The organism is Ectobacillus sp. OTK, from assembly GCF_059698935.1.
Genome location: NZ_AP048547.1, coordinates 966,627 through 985,006, shown reverse-complemented (window position 1 = coordinate 985,006; position 18,380 = coordinate 966,627). Strand labels below are relative to the sequence as shown.

16 protein-coding genes and 1 riboswitch are annotated in these 18,380 nt (G+C 37.8%); of the genes, 11 read left to right on the top strand and 5 right to left on the bottom strand.

What is annotated here, in order from left to right:
• The first annotated feature begins 262 nt into the window (after nucleotides 1–262).
• The 3 genes from AC6HZ4_RS04865 to AC6HZ4_RS04855 all read left to right on the top strand — a co-directional run bounded on the left by AC6HZ4_RS04865 (nucleotide 263) and on the right by AC6HZ4_RS04855 (nucleotide 3,791).
• Nucleotides 263–433: a hypothetical protein gene (locus AC6HZ4_RS04865; RefSeq protein WP_497493887.1), complete on the top strand. Its 171-nt coding sequence runs from the start codon at nucleotides 263–265 to the stop codon at nucleotides 431–433.
• 552 nt (nucleotides 434–985) lie between these two features.
• The gene (locus AC6HZ4_RS04860) at nucleotides 986–3,130 is read left to right on the top strand and encodes a DEAD/DEAH box helicase (RefSeq protein WP_497493886.1); all 2,145 of its coding nucleotides are present in this window, start codon (nucleotides 986–988) and stop codon (nucleotides 3,128–3,130) included.
• Entirely contained in the window at nucleotides 3,111–3,791 is a 681-nt protein-coding gene (locus tag AC6HZ4_RS04855; RefSeq protein ID WP_497493885.1) for a DUF2290 domain-containing protein, read from the top strand. Before AC6HZ4_RS04860 ends, AC6HZ4_RS04855 begins: the two co-directional genes overlap by 20 nt.
• Before the next feature lie 316 nt (nucleotides 3,792–4,107).
• On the opposite strand, the gene AC6HZ4_RS04850 is transcribed toward AC6HZ4_RS04855, so the two are convergent.
• Complete coding sequence (locus AC6HZ4_RS04850) at nucleotides 4,108–5,103, bottom strand: helix-turn-helix domain-containing protein (protein ID WP_497493884.1); 996 nt, start codon at nucleotides 5,101–5,103, stop codon at nucleotides 4,108–4,110.
• Between the two features lie 457 nt (nucleotides 5,104–5,560).
• Between AC6HZ4_RS04850 and AC6HZ4_RS04845 the strand changes: the two genes are divergently transcribed.
• Nucleotides 5,561–6,730 (top strand): tyrosine-type recombinase/integrase, encoded by a 1,170-nt coding sequence (locus AC6HZ4_RS04845; protein ID WP_497493883.1) that lies wholly within the window; start codon nucleotides 5,561–5,563, stop codon nucleotides 6,728–6,730.
• A gap of 536 nt (nucleotides 6,731–7,266) precedes the next feature.
• Complete coding sequence (locus tag AC6HZ4_RS04840; protein ID WP_497493882.1) at nucleotides 7,267–7,632, top strand: zinc ribbon domain-containing protein; 366 nt, start codon at nucleotides 7,267–7,269, stop codon at nucleotides 7,630–7,632.
• A 233-nt stretch (nucleotides 7,633–7,865) separates the two neighbouring features.
• Here the strand turns inward: AC6HZ4_RS04840 and AC6HZ4_RS04835 are convergent, their stop codons facing one another.
• From AC6HZ4_RS04835 to AC6HZ4_RS04825, 3 genes are all read right to left on the bottom strand, one after another.
• Nucleotides 7,866–8,096, bottom strand: coding sequence for a hypothetical protein (locus tag AC6HZ4_RS04835; RefSeq protein ID WP_497493881.1), 231 nt, complete (start codon nucleotides 8,094–8,096; stop codon nucleotides 7,866–7,868).
• A gap of 598 nt (nucleotides 8,097–8,694) precedes the next feature.
• A complete protein-coding gene (gene lepB / locus AC6HZ4_RS04830) occupies nucleotides 8,695–9,228 on the bottom strand; it encodes a signal peptidase I (RefSeq protein ID WP_497493880.1) in 534 nt (177 codons plus the stop codon).
• 139 nt (nucleotides 9,229–9,367) lie between these two features.
• Nucleotides 9,368–9,949, bottom strand: a complete 582-nt coding sequence (locus tag AC6HZ4_RS04825) for an SCO family protein (protein ID WP_497493879.1) — start codon at nucleotides 9,947–9,949, stop codon at nucleotides 9,368–9,370.
• A 178-nt stretch (nucleotides 9,950–10,127) separates the two neighbouring features.
• Here AC6HZ4_RS04825 and AC6HZ4_RS04820 point away from each other — a divergent pair, with 178 nt between their 5' ends.
• From AC6HZ4_RS04820 to AC6HZ4_RS04800, 5 genes are all read left to right on the top strand, one after another.
• The gene (locus AC6HZ4_RS04820; RefSeq protein WP_497493878.1) at nucleotides 10,128–10,508 is read left to right on the top strand and encodes an ArsR/SmtB family transcription factor; all 381 of its coding nucleotides are present in this window, start codon (nucleotides 10,128–10,130) and stop codon (nucleotides 10,506–10,508) included.
• Between the two features lie 18 nt (nucleotides 10,509–10,526).
• Complete coding sequence (locus AC6HZ4_RS04815; RefSeq protein WP_497493877.1) at nucleotides 10,527–12,890, top strand: heavy metal translocating P-type ATPase; 2,364 nt, start codon at nucleotides 10,527–10,529, stop codon at nucleotides 12,888–12,890.
• A gap of 178 nt (nucleotides 12,891–13,068) precedes the next feature.
• Nucleotides 13,069–13,995: a cation diffusion facilitator family transporter gene (locus tag AC6HZ4_RS04810; protein ID WP_497493876.1), complete on the top strand. Its 927-nt coding sequence runs from the start codon at nucleotides 13,069–13,071 to the stop codon at nucleotides 13,993–13,995.
• Between the two features lie 35 nt (nucleotides 13,996–14,030).
• Nucleotides 14,031–15,113, top strand: a complete 1,083-nt coding sequence (locus AC6HZ4_RS04805) for a flavin-containing monooxygenase (protein ID WP_497493875.1) — start codon at nucleotides 14,031–14,033, stop codon at nucleotides 15,111–15,113.
• A 232-nt stretch (nucleotides 15,114–15,345) separates the two neighbouring features.
• A complete protein-coding gene (locus AC6HZ4_RS04800; protein WP_497493874.1) occupies nucleotides 15,346–16,089 on the top strand; it encodes a FixH family protein in 744 nt (247 codons plus the stop codon).
• Between the two features lie 106 nt (nucleotides 16,090–16,195).
• Here the strand turns inward: AC6HZ4_RS04800 and AC6HZ4_RS04795 are convergent, their stop codons facing one another.
• Entirely contained in the window at nucleotides 16,196–17,491 is a 1,296-nt protein-coding gene (locus AC6HZ4_RS04795) for an Nramp family divalent metal transporter (protein ID WP_497493873.1), read from the bottom strand.
• Between the two features lie 253 nt (nucleotides 17,492–17,744).
• A riboswitch (cobalamin riboswitch) is annotated at nucleotides 17,745–17,927 on the top strand.
• 106 nt (nucleotides 17,928–18,033) lie between these two features.
• Here AC6HZ4_RS04795 and AC6HZ4_RS04790 point away from each other — a divergent pair.
• On the top strand, nucleotides 18,034–18,333 hold the full coding sequence (locus AC6HZ4_RS04790) for a hypothetical protein (protein ID WP_497493872.1): 300 nt from the start codon (nucleotides 18,034–18,036) through the stop codon (nucleotides 18,331–18,333).
• The last annotated feature ends 47 nt before the right edge of the window (nucleotides 18,334–18,380 follow it).

Here is an 18,380-nt window from a genome sequence, read left to right as displayed (position 1 = left end):
CTAATCTTACTAAATAAGGATATAGAATACAAAATCAAGTATGAAACAAATAAAGAATGTTGAGGAGAAATTTTACAGTCAGGAAAGTATTTGAGCGTGCTCAAGAAACATTTATAGGAGTACTAACGTCAAAAAGATCTGTATTTCTACAACTCCTTGACATAATTCGGACTTTGGAAACGAAGGATAGATTCTGTTTTGTGGTAATATTTAGATTAAACTAATCCTATTGGCATAAATACAGTACAAGGAGGATATTTTTATGGATGAAGCAACTTGTAAAAAATGTGGTGAAGACTTTCTTTACAAAGTGACTGATATGCAAGTTCCTGGAGGTAAAGTTCGTGAAGAAATAAACTGCCCATATTGTGATGAATCAAATGGTTCAGTTATAACTAGCGGTTCCGTATACACTTACAGATCTAAGAGTTAAAAACCTATAAAACTCAATTAAATTGAAAATAACTGTCAGAAAACGAAACATACCTTTGGTTTCCTACTTAACATAAGGAAATCAGAGTTTTAACTTTCAGAAATTGTATTAGTAGATAATATCCGTGTTTTAAAACAATTCCCCCCCTCCGGCCGTTGAAAAAGAGCGGGTGCAGCCGTAGCTTTAAAGAGAAATGAATTAGTAAGTCTGGAGAGTTTTGTCCATTTCACTGTTATTTAAATACTTCTCGAACACATACTGAAGGGCTAAACATTACAGTTAGTCCTTATCTCTTCAATCGTGATTAGTGTTTCGCTATAATAAATTTGTTTAAAAAACACACGTTTTTGATTACAATTACGGGAAGAGGAAAGGAAGACATCGACTAAATCCAAAAAAACAGGATTAGATTTATACCTAATGAGGGAAATATTGTAGAGGAGAGCGAATTCTTTAGGATATAGAGCTATGTTTTAGATTAATTACTAAAAAATAAACTATTACTAAGATGCTTCCTTAATTAAACTATATAAAGTTGAAAGGGGTTTTTGTATGAAATTAGATATTGTACGTGGTATTGTTAAGAATGTTCATGCCACAGAATTATTAATTGAAAAGCTCACAGCATTTAAGGATGGAAGTTTAGAAGGTACATTGTTCTTAGGTTATTTGCTAAAAGCGGCGGACCAAAAGGTTATTACAGTAGATGGATTATTAATAACTGAAGAATTTGGATTAGTTGCATTTGTATTTTCAAGAGGGACAGCAGCTGATATATATGATGATCAGGATAAGATGTTTTATCAATTGCAGAATACTCTAACACAATATAATTCATTGAGAAGAGGACGAACATTAGCCTTTGAACCAAATGTAATTACATTCTTTCCTACCCAAGAAACTTATGACATCGAAAAAGTAGTGAATGGAACAGAATATCTCTTAGCTAATCCAAACAATCTAGAAAGCGTACTAGAGGAACTTCCTCCCTTTGACAAAGCTTTATATAGTAGACTTGGTGAAGCATTGCAAAAAGTCTCTACAATGAAACCTAAAAAAGACAGGGAAAATGTGTCTAAACCAAATTCTCTAGGGACTAAAATTAAAATTATTGAAAAAGAAATAGCAAATTTAGATCAGTGGCAAAAAAAGGCCGCTTTTGAGGTTCCTGAAGGACCTCAGAGAGTAAGAGGGCTTGCAGGTTCTGGAAAAACAGTAGTATTAGCTCTAAAAGCGGCTTATTTACACGCGCAGCACCCAGAATGGAATATCGCCGTGACCTTCTATACTAGGGCGCTAGGACAACAATTTAGAGACATGATTACTAACTTTTCATTTGAATATTTAGGGCATAAACCTAACTTTAAAAAGTTACACATTTTGCACGCTTGGGGTACAGATGATGAGCCAGGAATATATTCTCTTACAGCAAGGTCTCTCAATATAACCCCAATGACTTTTAATGCAGCTATGTCTAAATATGGAAGGAATGATGCGTTCGAAGGGATGTGTAAAGAATTATTGTATAATATCCCTACAGACTACCCGTCTATTTATGATGCTATATTAATTGATGAAGCACAAGATATGCCAATTAGTTTCTTTAAAATTTGTTACAATGTCACTAAAGAACCTAAACGAATAGTATTTGCCTACGATGAGTTGCAAAATTTAAGCAATCTAAGTATGCCAGATGTAAAAGAGCTTTTTGGAGTCGATGAACACGGTAACCCACTTATCAATCTGAATAGCGCTAAGAATGAAGCTCAGCAGGATATCGTTCTACCAATTTGTTATCGCAACTCTCGCTGGACATTAACATTAGCTCACGCTCTAGGATTTGGGATATATAGAAACGGTGGTTTAGTGCAGCTATTTAAAGACTTAGATTTATGGGATGACATTGGATATCGTAAGGTTTCCGGCGATTTGGATTATGATAAAAATGTTGTGCTGAAGAGAAAAGATAGTTCATCACCAAGTTATTTTGACGAACTAATTAGTGCAGAAGAAGCAATAGAAGTAAAAACATTTAATAATGTACTTGAACAATATAGATGGGTAGCAGAGCAAATAGAGAAAGATATTTCAGAGGAAGAACTTGACCCGGATGATATTTTGGTTATTTTTCCAGAAGCTTATTACTCAAAAAGTGAGTATATGGAATTCAGGCCGTTTTTAGCGTCTAAAAATATTAATTCGATTTTGGCTGGTGTAACTACTGACCGAGATACTTTCAGATTGGAAGATACAGTAACATGCTCAAGTATTTATAGAGCCAAAGGTAATGAAGCTCCTAAAGTATATATAGTTAACTCTGAACACTGTGCAGTCGGTACAGAGATGATAAGATTACGTAACACTTTATTTACAGCAATAACCCGTTCAAGAGCATGGGTAAAAGTCTGTGGTGTTGGTCCTCAAATGAATATTATTGCTAAAGAGGTAGAAACATGTATTAGTAAAAATTACACATTAGACTTTAAGGTTCCTACAATAGATGAACTGGACAGAATGAGGCTGATACATCGAGATAGAACAGAGGAAGAAAAGAAAAAGATATCTAAGGCTGCATCTAGTATTTCAGATTTAATAGAAATGGTTGAAAAAGGGGAAGTCGATCCAAGTATCTTACCGCAACTCCAAACCTTAATTAATACTGTGAAAATGAAGACAAATGATGAAACAGAAGATTAATCAAAGTATTTTAGCTATGCAGGAACAAATCGACAACTCCCTTCAACAGCTTACGAATCTTAATTTGGTAAAATTTTATAACCCTTCTAAAATCGATGTAAATAAAGAAAAAGAAACGACAAGAATATCATGGCTTAATCATGTAGGAGGGAGAGAAGTTAGTAGCAATGCTTTTCTTCAATTAAGTCAATACTTAACTATTCTAGAGCATGGAGCCTATCATGCTCTGATGTATGACTATTCCATTTTACGGGTTTCGTTTACCTATAAATTTAACAAGCTTGTTTCTCAGAACTTACTATGGTGGCCTTGTCCTGTACAAATAGAGTATGAATATGAAGAAGAATTCACGGCATTTGAATTAGTAAATCTTCTCTTAGCGGATAAAGAAAATTATAGAATGCGGTCACCTATTAGAATTGATTTTGATGCAGACAATGATACAGAAGATCATCCGAAAGCTCATATTCATACACAACACCCGAAATCAAGAATGAATACGGTCAAACCTATTTGTTTTAATACATTTTTATGTTTTATTTTTAATCACTATTACCCGCACATGGATTTCGATAATTCAAAATTTCAAAAGTGTCCTATTAGTTATCCTACTTCTAAAGACATACAATATTCACTTCAAGATAAATTGATAATCGGATAAAAAGTATTGGAAATGGAACCATATTTTTACCGAAAATTTTCAGATAGAAGCTGCCGTGTAAACGGGCAGCTTTTCTTATTCTTAGCCAGCCTATTATTTAGCATACGGTATCCCTATCATGCCTAGGATATAAAGCTTTAGTTCGATGGATAAAGAATAATATAATATCTGCATTTTAGGTATATACTGATGTGTTCAAACTCATGAGTATTCATTTAAAGTAAATGTTGGGCATAATATAATTCGGATACGCATCAGTATCTTTTTGTATTTCCGGGGGTAGTTAACATAGTGATGTTTCATATGAACAAAAATATTACAGAATTCCTCTAGCCTTTAGTTCTTTTTCAATACAATATTTCACGAAATCTTCAATGGTAAGGTCTTCATCCCTAACTAGTTGAGCCACTTTTTCCTTTACACTAGAAGGAACAACAGTGTGAATCGTTTCCAAATCACTATCTACCATAACTCCTCGATGACGAACAGATACAGTTCCTTCTATTATATTGTGTTGAAGCAGATTGATTTCCACATCATGCCCTTCCTTATTAAATGGAAGCAAGAAAGGTTTTACGAACACCTCAATCGTTGCGTCCTCCCGTTCCTTTACCTTCATATTATAAGGACCAACAAACAGAAATAATTGTTCAAGTACCTTATAAATGGGGGAACTCAGCTGACTCGGTTTTACGAACACAAACTTGGCATATCCTCTTTTGTTGATGGCTTTCATTGCTTTTAGTTCAACGGATGTCGCATATCCTTGTTCTAGTAACTCATCCAACTGTAAGATCGTTCCTCTTTCCGTCTTTGCCCAAACTGTTCCATCTGGTGTAATTTCTATAATTCTTGCGATTTCTTTTGTAGTCGCATGTACAAAAGACTGATACAAGAACGTATTCGTCTCTTTATGATAGATTGGCGTTTTACTTTCAAACTGATGATTTTCCATATAATCGATGAGATCTTCTTCTCGTACAAAAGAGATCTGTTTCCCTAAGTAAAACGCCGTAAACGAAGGAATTTTCCCTGTTTTAATCAACTTTTGTGCGGTTGATAAGGATACCCCGAGCATTTCCGCCACATCCTTGTTCGTGAGACCTGGTTTCCGGTACATCTCCTTCACCTTTTCTACGGTCTCCGGTGAAAAGTAATAGGTCCCATCAATGGTCCAGTCATTCTTATTAATGGGTACAATCTCTTTCCTTTTCACTAAGCTGTAAATCGTTTGCTCTGAAATGTGTAGAAGCCTTGCCATCTCCTTTGTGGAAATGTCTTGGTTGAGTGTTTCTTGTGTGTTTGTCTCCATTGTCATCTTCTCCTTCTCTTTTCACACCATCTATGCTGTCATCTTATAAAATTCGGTTTCTTATTTCTACTGTTCATTATCAATAACACAAAGGCATGAATGATTTTTATGTATATGAATCTATCATCTAACAATACAAAACCAAAACATAACAACTGATATCCTTTTACTCTTAGAGTATTCATTCTACTCATCTATATCTATTATACTACAATTCATTCACATATCATCAAATAAACTGAAAGTATAAGTTTATTTATAAGAAAGGAAAGAACGAATGATATTATAACAAAAATGATAGGAACGTTATGTCTATGAGGAGTGCAAATAATGGGTTATTATTTGAATATCTCATGATGTACCAGTATTTTGATTCAAGGTATAATAGTATGAGTTAGAGAAATTGAATACAGATAGTATGATGTAATCCGTATCTTATAGAATGGAGTTGATGATATTGGAATTGATAAAAAGAAATACAAGTGGGTCCTCACTCATAAAACAAGCATTATCTACAATAGATACCTTACACATGATACAGAATGAAAAAGTAAAAGAAGAAATGATCCATGATCAATACTTACCTGTATTACAATCCATTATGTATGGGAATGAAGAAGATAAAAAACATCGGTTTGATGGATTTACCGATGTAGAAATGATCTATTACTTTGTACATAGACAGAAACATGTAGATAAAAACGAAACGTTATCAGAAACAACTGTGAAGGATTATATACGAGATATCTTTCAGTTTTATACACATTGGCTACAATATCTGGCTTCCTCTGACCATGGAGAAGCTTCTCAAGAACAAACAGGAAATTATCTTCAATTTCTTGAACCGCGACATATTGAAATGTATCAAACAGAGTGGATGCCGGAACAGGCTGGTTATAAGCCAGCAACCATTGCAAGAAAGAGTATTGTCATTCGAAGTTTTTTACGCTGGTTACATAAAGAGGGATATCTACAGACACCGTTGCATTCTTATTTTGTGAGTTCAGCCGTGAAGCAAAAGCATACACCGAATCGGGATTTAACATACGAGGAGGTAAAAACGCTGTTGGAGTATTGGAAAGAGAAAAACCATCCGATTAACTACGCAATTCTGACCTTGTTAGCCACTACAGGGCTGCGGATTCAGGAAGTATGTAAGGCCAAATGGTCAGAACTCTTCTATGATTCATCGACAGGACATTACTTTTTATCGAGTACGGGGAAGAATGAAAAGCATAGGGATGCGCTTATTTTCCCTTATGTATTAGAAGCTCTTAAAGATTGTAGAAAAAGACGAAGATTACCAACTGAACTAAACCGTTTGGATGAGACTCCTCTTATTTCTACTAGAAGCCAGGAGTTTTATGATTACACCTATCTAAGTCGTTATGTAAAAAAGATTATCAAGGAGACTGAACTGCCCTTTTTAGAAACCAAGCCAAGTGACATCACTCCACACTGGTTTCGCCACTTCTTTGCGAATCATTCATTGGATAACGGAGCTAATATAGAGTACATTAGACAAACACTAGGCCATTCCATGTTAAAAACGACACTAGGCTACCTAAATAAGAATATAGAACGGAAAAATAATGCAGCATTAGTGTGGCAACAGGAAGAATTTTAACAACCTCTCTAATGTGGGTGTTAGTACTAACGGATAACCATGATGATAAAATACAGATATTACACGCCAAGGATATACAAAATTTATGCAGGCTGCTGGAACTTTCAGTTCCAGCAAACGTTAGTTAATGTAAATAGATTAATGTATAAGTTAATGTAAAAACAAATGCTGAAATTCATAGATTTTAAGTGTATCGTCAAACATTACATTAAACGAACGTTTTTTGTGTTGCTTTAAAATAAAGTTTGGTCAAATTAATACTAATAACCTTATCTTTCTGAACACATTAATTTACATCTACCATGCTGTTTTTGGACTTATCTCAGACTTACCCCAATTATCGCTTAAAGAATAATTAATTGTACAAACAAATGGCAAGGACTTCTTCTTGTCATTTTGCATTATAAGAAAAAATCATTCCATTACTCTTGAATATTGAATTTGCTAAATATTTTTGTTTGAAAGTGTGGTAAATTTGTATTTGTATACCAGTTTAAAAGTTTACTTGCTAATAATTCATGAAAGGGAGGTTTACAATGTTTTTGGATTTGCTAGCCAGTTATGTTGGAGCATTTATTTATGCGTTTATTGTTTACAATGTAATTTTGATTGTCCTAAAGTTTGTAACAAGGTACAAACTTATTAAAAGAAAAGCCGTGATTACAGCATTCAGTTTAGCTATTGTTTTAACTACCGTTTTATCAGCAGTGTTTAATTCCTGGGGAGAGGTCCTCCTTTATAATTTTCCTATGTTGATTCTAGTTTTTCTGATTGATTATAGAAAAACCATGTATCAAAAATGTCCCAATTGTGCGGAACGTATTAAAGCTGATGCGATTAAATGTAAGCATTGCCACTCATTGATTAATGATCAGAAAGAGGTCAACAATCTAAGTGTCTAAACCTAAGTAAGACATGAGAATTAATACAAATTGCGGGTGCTTGGGGTGAATGGCACAGGTTGTACATTTCGGTACGGAAAAGGCGGACCATACACGGATTATTACAGAAAAGGCGGGTGTTTCGTGTAAACGCGCCCGGCCTCCGTCTCGCTCGTGTTTTTACTGTCAAAACTCAAGTGAAAAAGGAATTATGCATAATAAAAAGCACCCTCGAAAGGATGCTTTAATTTTATTTACACATTGCTTTTTTCTTTTGCCGTACCTCTTCCGAATTCATACTTTTCATTACATTCTTTGCAGGTACACCAAATGCTTGTATCCTTAAAACCAGGAATATCATCTTTTTCGTAAATTACCTCTCCATTACCGCAAGGGCACTGATATTCTTCTCGTATTATCTCTCCACTACCAGCGCCATATCCTGCACTTGGAGTTCTAGAACTATCGACTAACTTAAGTTCCACAAGATCACCTCCCTTCGCCTAATTATCAGCGAAAACTGCCCTTTACAATTAAAAACAAGCCTAATAGATACATTAGGCTTGTTACTTACATTTTCTTAATTGCTCTGTTAACTGCATTAAAAGTCTTCATGATGGAACCATCGCGATTTCTCAAAGCTCTTCCAGCATGAGGTCCAAATTCTTTTAATACGCCTTGAGCTCCTCTTTTGTAACCTATTTTCGTAGCCTCTTTAATAGGCCTAATACCAGCGAAGCTGCTATGAACCGCAATAAGAAATCGGAATCATATTAAACCCTTGATTTCATTAGGTATTTATCTGATTGAGTGTAACAAAAGCGATCTGTTTAGATACAGTACCAATTTGCATTCTATTTGCCGCTACAATACAACAGATGCAGTGTAATAAAATACTGGCACATAATTATTTTGTAACAATATTTAGTTCAAATCCCTTGTGATACATCTAAAATTGGCTATTCTATTGCTTACTTTGCCCCTCATCGCAGCAACGCCGGAACTGGGCCTATTAGGAAGGAACAACGCTTTCCAGAGCGCTGTCTACTATGACTCATTTATGACGAACAGGTACATATCCTTCTATAGATGCTTTATTCGGTTAAATGGGAAGTAGATTCCCTCTGCTATCCCTACAATATACGAAGAATCAATATAACCGAGACCATTTCGGCTATCGAGACTGTTCAACCGATTATCTCCCATTACAAACACTTTACCCTGTGGAACAGCGACTTCTCGCAACCACAGGGATTGTTTATGTGTTTTTAATAAGTTTGAATCTAAATATGGTTCTTGCTGCTTTTCTCCATTGACGTACAGGGTGCCGTCTATCATTTTAATTGTATCACCAGCCAAGCCAATTACTCTTTTTACGTAATACCTCGACTCATCAGGTTTCTTGATAATGATAATATCCCCACGTTTGACAGGAAAAAAGTATAAAATTGCTTTATTCATAAGGAGATGATCTTGATTCTGTAAGGTTGGCTGCATAGACGCTCCTTTTACATTGAATGGGGAGAATACAAATACCTTCATCAGAAGAGAGGTAAGGGCGACAAATAATATAAGGTTTAGCCATGAGTTTTCCCCCTTTTTTCTATACCGATTCATATAATCTCCTTCTTCATCAAATGGACGTCCCAATGCTTTCTGTTGTATAGATTGTATGGTAACAGACAACCAATTTTTAGTTCTCCGATAACTGACATCTGCAAACGGAATCTCTCATACATATTGTTTAAGCTAATATCTAGCGAAGGGCCTTAATGTCTTTCATAATCTGTTCGTATGGTGGATTCTGGACTGCAGGGTAACTCTTCATTATAGTTCCATTCTTGTCAACAAGATACAAGCTTGTACCATGTATCACTTGCGTAGTGGATACTGGCTTGTCTACTAATGTTTTGAAATTTTTAGAGGCGAATTCATTAATTTCTTCCTGCTTATAACCAGTGAGAAAATGCCATTTAGAATCATCCAAATCATAATTGCCCATAAACTCTTTCAATTTAGCAGGTGTATCTACTGTCGGATCTACACTAAAGGATACAAACTCCACATCTGTAATCCCTTCTCCCTTTAATTGTTGTTGTAATCTTGTCATATTGGCAGTCATCGGCGGACAAACTGTTTCGCAGCTTGTGAAAATAAAATCGGCAACCCAAACCTTACCCTTTAAATCATTCAGTCCAAATGTTTTTTCATTTTGGTCTGTGTAGGAAAAACTCTGCAACTTCCAATTGAGTGGATCTTCAATTTTGTTTCCGCAGGCTGTTAGCAGTAATGATAAACAAATCGTACCGATAATTAAAAGTGTGCGGCGATGTTTCATAAGATTCTCCCTTCTTGGTTATAATTTCAGCAATATTGTAACAAAATTTTCGTGCAAAATTCAGAATATAATGTGAAGATTGATTGACACATATGAATACACGTGCATATAATGGGGATAAATACATGAATACTTGAATGGTTGTTCATATGTTCCAGGATTGTGAGGGAAAAAACTTATGGCAGAAGAAAAGTTAGAGAGTTGTAGTGAGACATGTAGTCAACCCGTTATCCATTATGATGTTGTCGAACAGGTGCAACAAACGCTTCGCCAAGACGAATCGCTAACAGACGTTGCAGAGTTGTTTAAGGTACTGGGAGACCGCACAAGAACGCGTATCCTGCAAGTGTTATTTGAAACTGAGATGTGTGTATGTGACTTGGCCTACGTGCTAGGGATGACGCAGTCATCTATCTCACATCAGCTACGCGTTCTAAAGCAAGCAAAGCTCGTCAAAAATCGTAAAGAAGGCAAAGTGGTCTATTATTCTTTGGCTGATCACCATGTCAAGCATATATTTGATCAAGCATTTCAGCATGTGAATGAAGATCGGAATTAAATAAAGGGAGAGAATTGTATGGGGGAACCGGCAGTAAAGCGGGAGTTTGTCTTAGATGGGCTAGATTGCGCGAATTGTGCCCTGAAGATTGAGACTGGTGTCAAGGGGTTGGAGGGCGTATCGTCTTGTTCCGTGAACTTTGTGACAAAGACCTTAACGGTAGAAACGCAACAAGGCAAGGAAGAGGAAGTAGTGCAAGAAGCCAAACAGCTTGTGAAAAAGTTAGAGCCACACGTTCAGGTGAAAGAAAAGACTACAGGAAAGGCACCTTCTCGCAAGCAAGTGTTAGTACTGCAAGGGTTAGATTGCGCCAATTGTGCAGCAAAAATAGAAAAACAAACAGGGGAATTATCTGGGGTTACAACCAGTACGTTAGATTTTGTATCGAAGAAGCTTATTATTGAAGTGGAAGATGACAAACAGCTACCAAGCATTGTTGAACAAGCAACACAAATTGTAAACCGGTTAGAGCCAGATGTAGAAGTAATAAAAGAAGATAGCCTTGCAAAAGGTATGCCGCATGAGGATCATGGGAAAGCAGAAATGCGCAGTAAGATCTTACGAATTTCTATCGGTGGTATATTAACAGGTATTGCTGCTTTTGCTCCATTAGCATTTCCGTTCGACTTTTCTTTATTTGTAGTAGCGTACATTCTCATTGGAGGCGAAATTGTTGCTCGAGCAATTAAGAATATTGCACGAGGTCAAGTGTTTGATGAGAATTTCCTCATGGCTATTGCGACACTCGGAGCATTCGCTATCGGTGAATATTCAGAAGGTGTGGCTGTTATGCTATTCTACCAAATTGGAGAACTATTCCAAAGTTTAGCAGTCAACAGATCCAGAAAATCCATCACTGCACTGATGGATATACGGCCAGATTACGCAAACTTACGAGTTGGGAACGAAACAAAGCAAGTTTCTCCAGAGGATGTTCGGATAGGAGACATTATTCTCATTAAACCTGGAGAAAAGGTACCTTTAGATGGAAAGGTGCTGGAAGGTGTCTCTATGATGGATACATCTGCTTTGACCGGTGAATCTGTGCCGCGCGAAGTAGAAACAGGTAGTGAGGTGCTAAGTGGTTTTATCAATAAGAGCGGAATTTTAACTGTAGAGGTTACAAAGGAATTTGGAGAATCTACTGTCTCGAAAATTTTAGACCTCGTACAAAATGCAAGTAGCCGCAAAGCGCCGACAGAGAACTTCATTACAAAGTTCGCACGGTACTATACACCGTTTGTCGTTATTACTGCCGCAGCATTAGCGTTTCTTCCGCCATTATTCCTAAGCGGAGCGACGTTTTCGGATTGGATATATCGTGCATTGGTATTCTTGGTTATTTCTTGTCCTTGTGCTCTAGTCGTATCCATTCCGCTCGGATTTTTCGGAGGAATTGGCGGTGCATCCAAACGTGGTATTTTGGTAAAAGGCAGTAACTACCTAGAAGCATTGAACGATGTGAAGTATGTGGTATTCGATAAAACTGGAACGCTGACAAAAGGAGTATTTGATGTCACTGCAGTACGTCCAGCAGCAGGCATGACAGAAGAAGCATTGTTACAGTATGCGGCATTTGCAGAAGTGCATTCTAGTCATCCGATTGCTGTTTCCATCCGTAAGGCATACAGTCAAGACATTGACGAAACAGCTATTCAAAGTTACGAGGAAATCTCCGGACACGGTACGTTGGTAAGTGTAAATGGAGAAGAGGTTTTGGCAGGAAACGCTAAGTTAATGAATCGATATGACATTCAGTTTACTGTACCAACAGAAATTGGCACTATGGTTCATGTGGCTGTAAATGGGAGCTATGCAGGTTATATTGTGATTTCAGATGAAGTGAAGGAAGATGCAGCACAAGCCATCTCAGCTTTGAAAGAGCTTGGTGTGAAAAAGACGGTAATGTTAACGGGAGATGCAAAGCCTGTTGGAGAAGCAGTGGGAAAACAACTTGGTTTAGATGAAATATACGCGGAGTTATTACCACAGCAAAAGGTGGAAGAGGTAGAGAAACTCGATGGTAAGAAACTCAAGAAAGAAAAGCTCGTATTCGTCGGAGATGGTATTAATGATACACCTGTATTAGCACGTGCTGATATTGGTATGGCAATGGGTGGTCTTGGATCAGATGCGGCTATTGAAGCGGCTGATATTGTCATCATGACAGATGAACCGTCTAAAATTGCAACGGCAATCGGCATTGCGAAGCGTACACGACGCATTGTGTATCAAAATATCATATTTGCACTAGGAGTCAAAAGTATCTTCTTATTGCTCGGTGCATTCGGCATTGCAACCATGTGGGAAGCGGTATTTTCTGATGTGGGAGTGACGTTACTCGCTGTTCTGAATGCCATGCGTGTACTGAAGGTAGATTGAACGTAACAATACGAAAGCCAACCATCTTAGTGAAGTCATACAGTATGGTTGGCTTTTTCTTTACCAAGGAATGATGAGGAAACGGATATGCTGCCCTCCATTGTATAAAACATAAATGATTTTCATCGGGAAAATACTAGGCAAGATACTCATTGATATTACGTAAAGGAGAGAGAACATGGGACATTCTCATAACCACGGTCACGATCATGGTCACGGTCATACACACACCCATAATGCCAATAAGAAAGCATTGCTTTTGGCGTTCTTGCTTACCACGGGTTTTATGTTGGCAGAAGCCGTAGGAGGATACCTGACAAACAGTTTGGCACTTCTTTCGGATGCTGGTCATATGTTAAGCGACGCTGTCTCTCTTGGGTTAAGCTTGCTTGCGTTCAAGATAGGAGAGAAACGCCCAACTGTGGAGAAAACATATGGATATAAACGGATAGAGATACTAGCAGCTTTATTTAATGGCATCACTTTAGTCATTATCTCCATTTACATATTGGTTGAAGCTATTCGGCGATTCCAAGAACCTGTGGAGGTGGCTGGAACTGGTATGTTGACTATTGGAATTGTAGGATTGTTGATAAACATCGGAGCTGCTTTCATCCTAATGCGGGGAGATACGAGTGAAAATCTCAATCTGCGTAGCGCCCTTCTGCACGTATTAGGGGATTTGTTAGGTTCAGTCGGAGCGATTGTTGCGGCATTGCTTATTTTATTCTTCGGATGGGAGGTTGCGGACCCCATCGCTAGTATCCTCGTATCTATTCTCGTAATCGTAAGTGGTTGGAGAGTGACAAAGGACACATTACATATCCTGATGGAGGGAAAACCGCGCAATGTCAATCTAGAAGAGATTCGAAATTCTCTAGCAACCATTCCATCTGTGCGGAATGTTCATGATTTACATGTATGGGCGGTCACATCTGATTTTCCGACTCTTACATGTCATATTACAGTAGAACCAGGAATAAATACGCAACGTGTCCTTGGAGAAGCAACAAAGCGGATTCGAGAACAGTTTCATATTGAACATGTGACGATTCAAATAGAAGATACAGAACATTGTCATAATGAAGATCATTGTGATACGTAAGGGAATTAGTTTTACAAAGGGGAAGAGAGAGGAATATGTTAGATGTCATCATTATTGGTGCGGGGCAAGCCGGGCTGAGTATGGGGTATTTTTTAAAACAGCAAGACATTTCGTTCTCGTTATTGGATGCAGCAGAACGGATTGGGGATAGTTGGCGAAAGCGATATGATTCTTTGATCCTGTTTACGCCAAAATCATATAGTGCATTGCCGGGCCTAACATTTGAAGGCAATCAGGAGGCGTTTCCTTCAAAAGATGAGATAGCTGACTATTTAGAAATATACGCAAATCATTTTTCCCTGCCGATACAGCTGCGTACCTATGTACAAAAGGTAAAGAAAACCGATACCGGTTTTGAAGTAATCACTAACAGAGGAATACTGTACAGTAAACAAGTCGTAATAGCTTCCGGTGCCTTTCAGGCTCCATTTCTACCACCTGCATCACGACAATACCCGAAGGATGTGTTTCAAATCCATTCTTCGGCGTATACCTCGCCAAAGCAGATTCCAGAGGGGCCTGTGTTGGTCGTAGGGGGAGGAAATTCGGGAACACAAATTGCAGCGGAACTTGCGATGGAACGAGAGGTAAGCATCGCAGTTAGTCACCCACTCAAATTCTTCCCCTTGCACTTCTTTGGAAGGAGTATCTTCTCTTGGCTTGAGACATTAGGTTTTTTATACGCAGGGACAGAGACAAAACGGGGTTCTTGGTTCCGCAAGCAAGGGGATCGCATCTTTGGTTTCGAGTTTAGAAATTTGATTCGAAATGGGAGAGTACGAGTGAAACCGCGAGTAGTGTATGTAGAGGAAGGCAGAACCATTTTTCAAGATGGTAGCAACATGGACGTGAAAAATATCATCTGGTCAACGGGCTTTGTTCCAGACTACGGATGGTTGGAGATACAAGGAGCGTTAGATGAGATGGGGAAACCTCTTCATTACAGAGGTATCAGCCCTGTGAAAGGGTTATTCTTTATTGGTTTACCTTGGCAGCATCAAAGAGGATCGGCGCTTATTTGCGGTGTCGGGCGTGATGCTGAATATTTGCTTCCGCTTATCAAAGGTGCATTATGTGCAGCAGGTATAGACAGTTTAGAAAAATCGGAAATCAGGTAAGAGAATTACGTTATACGAAAGAGTTCATAAAGGTATCCTTCCGGATGCCTTTGTTGTGCTGAATATACATAAAACGGACGGACAGGATGTTTTCTATTACACACTCTTTGTTCATAAAAGTTTTGAAATTCTTCGCAATTTCAACACAATTTAATTATATAATACAAATTTAGTTTATGAAGGTATTGTGAATTATCTACAATTCATAAAAACATTAGGAGAAAGAGGGAAAATGATGAGAAAATACATACTTTTACTTTTATGCTTATTTTTTGTCATAGCTGGTTGTGCAAAAGGGAAAGAGGAGGAACAAACAGAACGTACAAATGAAGTTCCTAAGCCCGTAGAGGTCTCCATTCAAACCCCGGAAACCATCAATGTCAATACGGAAGTGTCTATTCAAGCAGTTGTGACACAAGGCGGTAAACAAGTAGAGGATGCTGATGAGGTAAAATTTGAAATCTGGAAGGCAGGGCAAGAGCAACATGAGATGATAGTGGCAAAGCACGAGGGAAAAGGAGTATATTCCATTAAAAAGACCTTTTTGGAAGATGGAACGTATTCTGTTATAGCCCATACCCAAGTAGGGGATTTACATACTATGCCACAGAAAGACATCCTTGTAGGAAATGCGGAAAAAACCGTTGAAGAAAACAAAACACAAAGTGATGACGACAATCACGAAGGTCAAGTATCTATTGAATTTCATACAAATGAAGCAATTACAGTAAACAAAGAAGTTACTTTATCAGCAATGATTAAAAATCAAAACCAACCGTTAACAGAAGCTGCTATTACATTTGAAGTATGGCAAGAAGGGCAAGAAAAACGTGAATTTATTGATGCTACTGAAGGAAATGCAGGAGAATATACGACGAAAAAAACCTTCGCAGTGAAAGGCGCCTATCAGGTTCAAGTCCATGTAAAAAAAGGGGAAATACACGACCACAAGCCATTTACGATAGAGGTAAAATAGTCAAATTCATATTGTTTGTTCCGTATGAAGATAAAAAACGATTCCTTAGCATGTGTGCAGGGAATCGTTTTTTTTATGACATGTATAGTAATTTGCTTCGGTTTTATCAACTGAAGAATGTTTGAAACAGAAGAAATATATTTAATGCTATAATTAACGCTGCCACACACCATGCAAGAATGGTTGTGATCTGACGATTCACTAAACTGCCCATCAAACGACGATCACTGGTAAACATTATTAAAGGAATTAAGGCGAATGCAATCCCGAATGACAGTACCACTTGACTCATGACGAGTGCATGTGTCGGATTGACGCCAAGAGCAATGATGACAAGTGGAGGCATCATCGTAATGAATCGTCTGAGATACAGAGGAATTCGTCTTTTAATAAAACCTTGCATAATAATATCACCGGACATTGTCCCCACCGATGAACTAGATAAACCGGAAGCCAGAAGACTAATACCAAAGAGAATGGCTGAGACAGGACCAACTAAATTACCGAATTCCTGAAAAGCAACATCCAAATCTTGAACGTTTAAGCCATTTTTAAAGAAAAGTGCAGCGGCTACAATCAGCATACTAGCATTTATAGCTCCTGCAATGAACATAGCGATTAAAATATCGATAAATTCAAAACGAAAAATCTTTCGTCGATCTTCCTCCGTTTTGCCAACTACTCTTTGTTGCGTTAGAGCAGAATGAAGATAAATCGCATGCGGCATCACCGTTGCACCGAGAATACCTGCTGCAAGTAAAATACTGTCTACTCCTTTAAATTGAGGTACAAAGAACCCGTTTAATATTGGACTGATTTCTGGCTTGGCAAAAAAGAGTTGCGTAATGAATGCCAGTACAACAATGAAAAGTAGGCCAGCAATCCCTGCTTCAAGCGAACGAAACCCTCGGCGTTGGAGTTCAAGGATAGCAAAAGAGCCTATTGCAGCAATTAACGCCGCGGGAAGTAAAGGAATGCCGAAGAGTAAGTATAACCCTAAAGATGCACCGATAAACTCTGCGAGATCTGTAGCCATGACGACCAGTTCAGCTTGAATCCATAGTCCAATCGAAACTGGTTTCGGAAATTGCTCCCGAGCGACTTCAGGCAGGTTTTTACCAGTTGCAATCCCTAATTTTGCTGACATGGATTGAATTAAAATAGCCATTAAATTAGAAACAAGCACTACCCATAAAAGTAGATATCCATATTTTGACCCTCCAGCAATATTAGTTGCAAAGTTTCCTGGATCAATATAAGCAATTGCTGCAATAAACGCCGGTCCTAGAAAAGGAAGTAGTCTTTTCATTCCTTGACTTTTTCCGCTTAGAGCCGCTTGTGCAGATTGAATTGTTGTGTTGTTAATAGAAGGCTGTTCTTTTGTCACGATATTCTCACTCATACATAAATCCCCCTAGATATCATAAACTCCTTTTTTTGCTTCATACACATGTTTTTCCTTAGACCAACTTTTAACGTAAAAAAATTCGCTTTGAAAGTTTCCCTTATACAAATAATATTCTCTAAACCATCTTTTATGCAACACCTAATTTATTCTAATAGCTGAAATAGTGTGATACTGAAGAGGAATCGCTTCTACATGTAAAATTCAGTTTCAAATTTTGAGAATTATTAGTGTAATCCAGTTACAACATCATATTGTAAGCAAACTAGGTGCCCTTGTGAAAACAAGAGGGAACAGGGAATCGGGTGCAAATCTCGAACGATCTCGCCACTGTCATTAAGGAGTTCTCTATCATGTATGTCACTCAACCACACCGTTGAGGAAGAAGATAGAGCACGATGATTCAAACCTATACCTAGGTTGTAACACCAAAACAGCCTTCGCGGAAAGGAGAGGTGTGTAAAGGAAGTAAAAAGAATATTCTTAGTTGTCAGTGAGAGACTATCTGTTGTAAGAAAAATAAAAAGGAGGAATTGATTATGTCTCACTTCACTGACCATCATCACACAGGAGAAACTGTATCAGAAGCTGGTACCTATATTTGTGCAACAGGAGAAAAAAAGGAACTTAAACAAGGGGAGACTTTTCCAGATTGTCCATCCACTGGACACGCTACAACTTGGACCCATGCAAGCCATTCCCATAGAACTGGGGAAACTGTTATGGAATCAGGTCATTATGTAGATGCAGATGGTGAACATGTGGTTCTTCAGAAGGGAGAGAAATTCCCAAGCTGTCCTTCCACAGGAGAATCAGTCATTTGGACACATGAACATTAAAATTGAATTGGATAGATGCTTATTCACAAGGGACGGATTTGTATAGG

Bases quoted from the DNA above. Each gene is read 5' to 3' on its own strand.
- AC6HZ4_RS04865 (WP_497493887.1), top strand. From the start codon at position 263: ATGGATGAAGCAACTTGTAAAAAATGTGGTGAAGACTTTCTTTACAAA.
- AC6HZ4_RS04855 (WP_497493885.1), top strand. From the start codon at position 3,111: ATGATGAAACAGAAGATTAATCAAAGTATTTTAGCTATGCAGGAACAA.
- AC6HZ4_RS04820 (WP_497493878.1), top strand. From the start codon at position 10,128: ATGGCAGAAGAAAAGTTAGAGAGTTGTAGTGAGACATGTAGTCAACCC.
- AC6HZ4_RS04840 (WP_497493882.1), top strand. From the start codon at position 7,267: ATGTTTTTGGATTTGCTAGCCAGTTATGTTGGAGCATTTATTTATGCG.
- AC6HZ4_RS04860 (WP_497493886.1), top strand. From the start codon at position 986: ATGAAATTAGATATTGTACGTGGTATTGTTAAGAATGTTCATGCCACA.
- AC6HZ4_RS04850 (WP_497493884.1), bottom strand. From the start codon at position 5,103: ATGGAGACAAACACACAAGAAACACTCAACCAAGACATTTCCACAAAG.
- AC6HZ4_RS04800 (WP_497493874.1), top strand. From the start codon at position 15,346: ATGATGAGAAAATACATACTTTTACTTTTATGCTTATTTTTTGTCATA.
- AC6HZ4_RS04825 (WP_497493879.1), bottom strand. From the start codon at position 9,949: ATGAAACATCGCCGCACACTTTTAATTATCGGTACGATTTGTTTATCA.
- AC6HZ4_RS04790 (WP_497493872.1), top strand. From the start codon at position 18,034: ATGTCTCACTTCACTGACCATCATCACACAGGAGAAACTGTATCAGAA.
- lepB (WP_497493880.1), bottom strand. From the start codon at position 9,228: ATGAATCGGTATAGAAAAAAGGGGGAAAACTCATGGCTAAACCTTATA.
- AC6HZ4_RS04805 (WP_497493875.1), top strand. From the start codon at position 14,031: ATGTTAGATGTCATCATTATTGGTGCGGGGCAAGCCGGGCTGAGTATG.
- AC6HZ4_RS04810 (WP_497493876.1), top strand. From the start codon at position 13,069: ATGGGACATTCTCATAACCACGGTCACGATCATGGTCACGGTCATACA.
- AC6HZ4_RS04815 (WP_497493877.1), top strand. From the start codon at position 10,527: ATGGGGGAACCGGCAGTAAAGCGGGAGTTTGTCTTAGATGGGCTAGAT.
- AC6HZ4_RS04795 (WP_497493873.1), bottom strand. From the start codon at position 17,491: ATGAGTGAGAATATCGTGACAAAAGAACAGCCTTCTATTAACAACACA.